Source organism: Allorhizocola rhizosphaerae (genome assembly GCF_003426775.1).
Lineage (GTDB): Bacteria > Actinomycetota > Actinomycetes > Mycobacteriales > Micromonosporaceae > Allorhizocola > Allorhizocola rhizosphaerae.
In genome coordinates, this window is sequence record NZ_QJUG01000374.1 from 1 (window position 1) to 4,725 (window position 4,725).

The window sequence follows — 4,725 nt, forward strand, 5'->3', positions numbered from 1 at the left end:
TACCGCATCCGCAACAGAGACCTCGGTCGGCAGGTACCGCCAGCCGACCACCACGACCATCGTTAACCATAACAACTAACCATCAAGCAGGGGGTCAGCTTTCGAGCGCCGAGAAAGGGTCAGCATTCGGGCGACGTTGACACACCAGCTCGCGCCATGCGAAAGCGGCATCCTGCGCTGCCTCGCGTGTTCGGCCGTCCTGACTGGAATCCGGTTTGGGCCCACATGATCTGGTCCCCTGAGGATGGTCCACGGTTGTGAGAGTTGAGGCATAGTGATCACTCGGGAGGATCACCATGCCACTGTCCTATTCTCTTTCGCTGCGCCGGCAGGTCGCAAACGGCTGCGCGAGGGTGAGCCTGTCGTTGAAGTCGCTGCTGAGACGGGGATTTCGCCGGCCACTTTGTTTCGGTGGAAGGCCCAGGCACTCGTCGACGCGGGCGTGCGCGATGGGGTGCCCAGCGTGCAGGCCGATGAGCTCGCGGCGGCGCAACTGCGGATTGCCAGGTTGGAGGCGGAGCTGGCGTTGACCCGGGATGCGTGCGAGCTGTTCGACGCGCAGGTGGTGACCGGCCCAAAAGGAAAGCCGCGATCGTCGAAGGGCTGATCGTTCGCGGGCACTGCGCCCGCTCGGCGTGTCGGGTGGTCGGCCTGAACCGCAGCACGTGGGGTTATTACCGGCGCCTACGCGACCTCGGCAAGACCATCGATCAGCAACTGCAACAGCACACACTCGCCAAGACAATCATCAGCCTGCCAGGCTTCGGCACGATCCTGTCAGCCGAGCTGCTGGTGTACACCAACGGGATGCGTGAATACACCTCTGCTGCGAAGCTGGCCGGACACGCCGGGCTCGCCCCGGTCCGGCGCGACTCCGGCCACATTGTGGACAACCTGCACCGGCCGCAGCGCTACCATCGCGAGCTACGCCGGGTGTTCTGGCAATCCACCCTCACCGCCATCCGCATCTGTCCCACATCCAGAACCTTCTACAACCGCAAGAAGACCGAAGGTAAACGCCATACGCAAGCCGTCCTCGCCCTCGCCCGCCGACGCGTGGACGTCCTGTGGGCGCTCATCCGCGATAACACCATATACCAAGCCAGATAGACATCGCGGCAACGCCATATGTGAAAGCCGGACGATTGATTGGGTCGGGTAAGTTGAGCAGCCCGCACATGACTTCATCGGTAGCGGCGTAGCCATTCAGGATCGCCGTCGCCGGTTGTGGCGACCAATCCTGTGCACAGCCACATCATGGCTGGGAAGAAGTCCATGCCGAGGAAATCGGCCAGTTGTGCGAAGCTGACGTCCTTGACGCCGAGCTGCTTGGCGATGACCTCTTGGCTTTCGCGGTGCCCGTACGGTCCAAACGCGACCAGGCCGAGCGCCAGGCAAGACGGCCCGCTCATCCAGCTCGGCCTCCCACAACCCAGGGAGGCCAGCAGCTGATGAACACACCACCCTCACCTCACCCTTCGTCCGCACTCGGCAGCTCGATCTTCCGGAGCAGACGCAGAAGCAGGTCCGCCAGCAGCACGATCTCGGCCGCTTCCGTCGGGTCGCTCAAATCCACACGACGGTGGCTCGTCGGGTTCTTGAACAGGCCGATTGCTCCCATGAACAGGTACATCTGAGCCAACGACTCGCCTGCCTCCAAGACCGCCCGGTAAAGCGGCCCGCCGGTATCGGTCTCGTTCTTCGGTGGTCGGAAAGCCTTCTGCATCAGGGCGGTGCCGAACAGGTCGTTGCCCAGCCCGGCCTTTGCTCGGACCTGGACCTCGACCTCCTTCATCGCGGCGAAGGCAGCGGTCTCGAAATCACCGCGGAGAAACTGAGGCCGGGCAGTACGTTCCAACTCCGGCACCAAGCTGATGTCAAGGCGCTCCACCGCCCGCAGCCATGGCATGCCGTCTTGCAGCACCTGCTGGCCTTTGCGGCTGACGACGAACGCCCTCTCATGGCTTTGCGATGGGTTCCACGAGATCAACCCATGGCTTTGCAGCCACCCCCATGCCTCGCCCAACGCCTGCAATGCATCCAGACGATCGGAATAAGCGCGTTTGGCGTCGTTCAGCCAGTTGCCCCAGTTCAACTCCTCGTTGTCGTGAGCATCTCTCAAAACAAGCAGCGCGAGCTCATCCAGCGGGAGTGCCACGACTTCGTCGGCGTCAAGCTTCCAATCTCGATACACCCTCACATTCTGCCTAGTTGGATGCCCGATGCCGTTGAAACTCGCCGGAAGCGGCCGGGCTGGTCGGGTGCATGGCCGATGCTCAGGAAGCCGCGCGTCACCCCGTCGAGTGAAGTGCAGATAAGCAGCACGGCTGACTTCAAGATCGAAGTCATTGGGCGCTGGCTGAAAGCCAACGGGATGCGTCGACGAGAACACGGCGAGCGTAAACGGTCCCGGTCGCAGATCCTGCCGCCGTGGCGCCGCCGCTCACCGTGGGTTGGTTCCAGGTGCTGCCGTTGCCGTACCTGCACGGCCTGTCCTTCGGTAACTTCGTGCCCAGTTTAGAGCAGTTCCTCGGCTCGGCACCCGCGATCAGCTCCAGGCCGGGCAGGCGTCGAAACGCCCAGCAAATCCGGCCGGCGACGACGCGGGCGCGGCAGACCTACCAGACCGCGCTCACGCATGATCGACTCTATGAGCTTGATGTTGACGATCATCTGGTGCTCTTCCAGCAGCGCAGCCCGGATCCGGCGTTTGCCGTAGACGCCCCTCGACCGCTGATGGATCTTTCCGATGGCGTCAGCCACCACGGTGCGGCGAAGCGCACGCGTCGACATCGGCCGGCGCCGGTCGAGGTTGAGGATGTCGGTGGCCAGTTCACGCACGATCGTCGCGGTGGCTTGTTGGGCAGGGGTTTCGATGTGTTGCAGGGTGGCGGCGGCGACCAGCTTGTCGGCGACGGTGGCGGCGTTGAGGACGTTGCCTTGACGCAGCACGGGGGAAGTTACGGTTGACCAGGTCCGGTGCTGGTTCGGCTTTCGGGTTCTGCCGGGTGGCACCACCGCGCCAGCCCCGGCGCAGGAACGCAGCGTGCAGGCCGTGAGCGCGCATCAGCCGCTCGACCCGTTTACGGGAGACGTTGATGCCACGGCGGCGCAGAACCTGGTGCACTCTCGGGCTGCCGTAGGTGCCGCCGGAGCGTTCGTGGATGTCGACGATCTCCGACAACAGGCCGCGGTCGAGCTGTTCCCGTTCGCCTGGTTCCCGCTCCCGCTTGACCCATCCGTAGAAGGTGGACGGCTTCACGCCGAGGACCCGGAGGACGGGCTCGACCCCGAAGCGGCCACGAAGCTCGTTCATGCCGTAGTCGATCAATCCCGGGGCACATTCATGGGAGGAGGTATGTCCGAACAGCCGCCTTGAGGCTGCCCGTAACTGCTGGGTCATGTTCGGAGCCTCCCGCTGGCCGGTATGGTTCCAACAGTGGCTGACAGACTCAACCGTGAGCGCAATGGTGTCTCATCGGTGCCACGTCGACGGAGGCAAGAAGAAGTCGTCGTACCAGTTGGTGGTTGTGGTCAACGCGATAGTGAACGAAATCCGTCGAGTGGATCTTCACCGCCCGAGGTCAACAAGTATGTTCCCCGCGCACGCGGGGATGGTCCGGCTTGAGCCACCAGATCTCACCCAGCGGCGACATGTTCCCCGCGCACGCGGGGATGGTCCATCGGCGGCGTGCCGTTCCTGCCGGCGTGGGCAATGTTCCCCGCGCACGCGGGGATGGTCCCGCCCAACTGTCACCCCTTCCCCATCGCGCAGGATGTTCCCCGCGCACGCGGGGATGGTCCCGTGTCCATGGGCGGCAGCTCGGCCGGATCGGTATGTTCCCCGCGCACGCGGGGATGGTCCGAGTCCGCCGCGTTCACCGAATCCAGCCCCAAGATGTTCCCCGCGCACGCGGGGATGGTCCGGTTCCCTCGTAGTAACCTACGGCGATATGCAATGTTCCCCGCGCACGCGGGGATGGTCCACGGCGGGTCAGGGCGCGTCTGCGCCACGCAACATGTTCCCCGCGCACGCGGGGATGGTCCCCCGAAATGGGCGGACCGCGCGCCAAAACCGGCATGTTCCCCGCGCACGCGGGGATGGTCCCAACATCATCCCCACGTCGTAGCGGTATTGCTCATGTTCCCCGCGCACGCGGGGATGGTCCCCAGGCCAACGACCTGGAACGGCACCTGAAGAAATGTTCCCCGCGCACGCGGGGATGGTCCGGAGCGGTCGAGCACATCGAACACCTCGCCGCGATGTTCCCCGCGCACGCGGGGATGGTCCTGCCGGGCTGCTGCGAGGACTGCGACGACGCCAATGTTCCCCGCGCACGCTGGGATGGTCCGGCTTCCGGGTTGCCGCCGGAGGCCCAAAACTTATGTTCCCCGCGCACGCGGGGATGGTCCCAGGTTCCGGTACCACCAGGGTTGTAGACGAAAATGTTCCCCGCGCACGCGGGGATGGTCCGGGACAGAACGGTTTTCCCCCCACCGGGCGGGCACGTTCCCCGCGCACGCGGGGATGGTCCGGTCGGCCAATTGCTCAGCCAATTCGTCGTCGCATGTTCCCCGCGCACGCGGGGATGGTCCAATTCCTGATCCGCCACAGAGGCCAGAGAAGCCATGTTCCCCGCGCACGCGGGGATGGTCCCTACCCGTGGCTCAAGTCCAACGAGTGGTATCCATGTTCCCCGCGCACGCGGGGATGGTCCCCGGGCG

Annotated in this window: 7 protein-coding genes and 1 CRISPR repeat array; of the genes, 3 read left to right on the forward strand and 4 right to left on the reverse strand. The window is 64.6% G+C overall.

Annotation, left to right across the window (positions count from 1 at the left end; translation table 11 throughout):
- Positions 1 to 274: 274 nt before the first annotated feature.
- Together DM816_RS45430 and DM816_RS40255 are read left to right on the forward strand one after the other, a co-directional pair.
- A complete protein-coding gene (locus tag DM816_RS45430; RefSeq protein WP_211589069.1) occupies positions 275 to 607 on the forward strand; it encodes a transposase in 333 nt (110 codons plus the stop codon).
- Positions 608 to 642: 35 nt separating this feature from the next.
- Entirely contained in the window at positions 643 to 1,110 is a 468-nt protein-coding gene (locus DM816_RS40255) for a transposase (protein WP_162908353.1), read from the forward strand.
- Positions 1,111 to 1,184: 74 nt separating this feature from the next.
- Here DM816_RS40255 and DM816_RS40260 read toward each other — a convergent pair whose 3' ends face one another.
- The 4 genes from DM816_RS40260 to DM816_RS46070 all read right to left on the reverse strand — a co-directional run bounded on the left by DM816_RS40260 (position 1,185) and on the right by DM816_RS46070 (position 3,175).
- A complete protein-coding gene (locus DM816_RS40260) occupies positions 1,185 to 1,412 on the reverse strand; it encodes a hypothetical protein (protein ID WP_117215712.1) in 228 nt (75 codons plus the stop codon).
- Between the two features lie 59 nt (positions 1,413 to 1,471).
- A complete protein-coding gene (locus tag DM816_RS40265; RefSeq protein ID WP_117215713.1) occupies positions 1,472 to 2,194 on the reverse strand; it encodes a TIGR02391 family protein in 723 nt (240 codons plus the stop codon).
- A 323-nt stretch (positions 2,195 to 2,517) separates the two neighbouring features.
- The gene (locus DM816_RS46065; protein WP_425455342.1) at positions 2,518 to 2,952 is read right to left on the reverse strand and encodes a helix-turn-helix domain-containing protein; all 435 of its coding nucleotides are present in this window, start codon (positions 2,950 to 2,952) and stop codon (positions 2,518 to 2,520) included.
- Entirely contained in the window at positions 2,834 to 3,175 is a 342-nt protein-coding gene (locus DM816_RS46070) for an IS3 family transposase (protein WP_425455343.1), read from the reverse strand. Before DM816_RS46070 ends, DM816_RS46065 begins: the two co-directional genes overlap by 119 nt.
- On the opposite strand from DM816_RS46070, the gene DM816_RS45050 reads away from it, so the two are divergent.
- On the forward strand, positions 3,056 to 3,379 hold the full coding sequence (locus DM816_RS45050) for a hypothetical protein (RefSeq protein ID WP_246002689.1): 324 nt from the start codon (positions 3,056 to 3,058) through the stop codon (positions 3,377 to 3,379). The genes DM816_RS46070 and DM816_RS45050 overlap by 120 nt on opposite strands.
- A gap of 214 nt (positions 3,380 to 3,593) precedes the next feature.
- A CRISPR array of direct repeats spans positions 3,594 to 4,718; the repeat unit is 28 nt; unit sequence ATGTTCCCCGCGCACGCGGGGATGGTCC.
- Positions 4,719 to 4,725 lie beyond the last annotated feature (7 nt).

What these genes read in the sequence shown, in the direction of transcription:
- DM816_RS40260 (WP_117215712.1), bottom strand. Translation starts at nt 1,412, where the DNA reads ATGAGCGGGCCGTCTTGCCTGGCGCTCGGCCTGGTCGCGTTTGGACCG.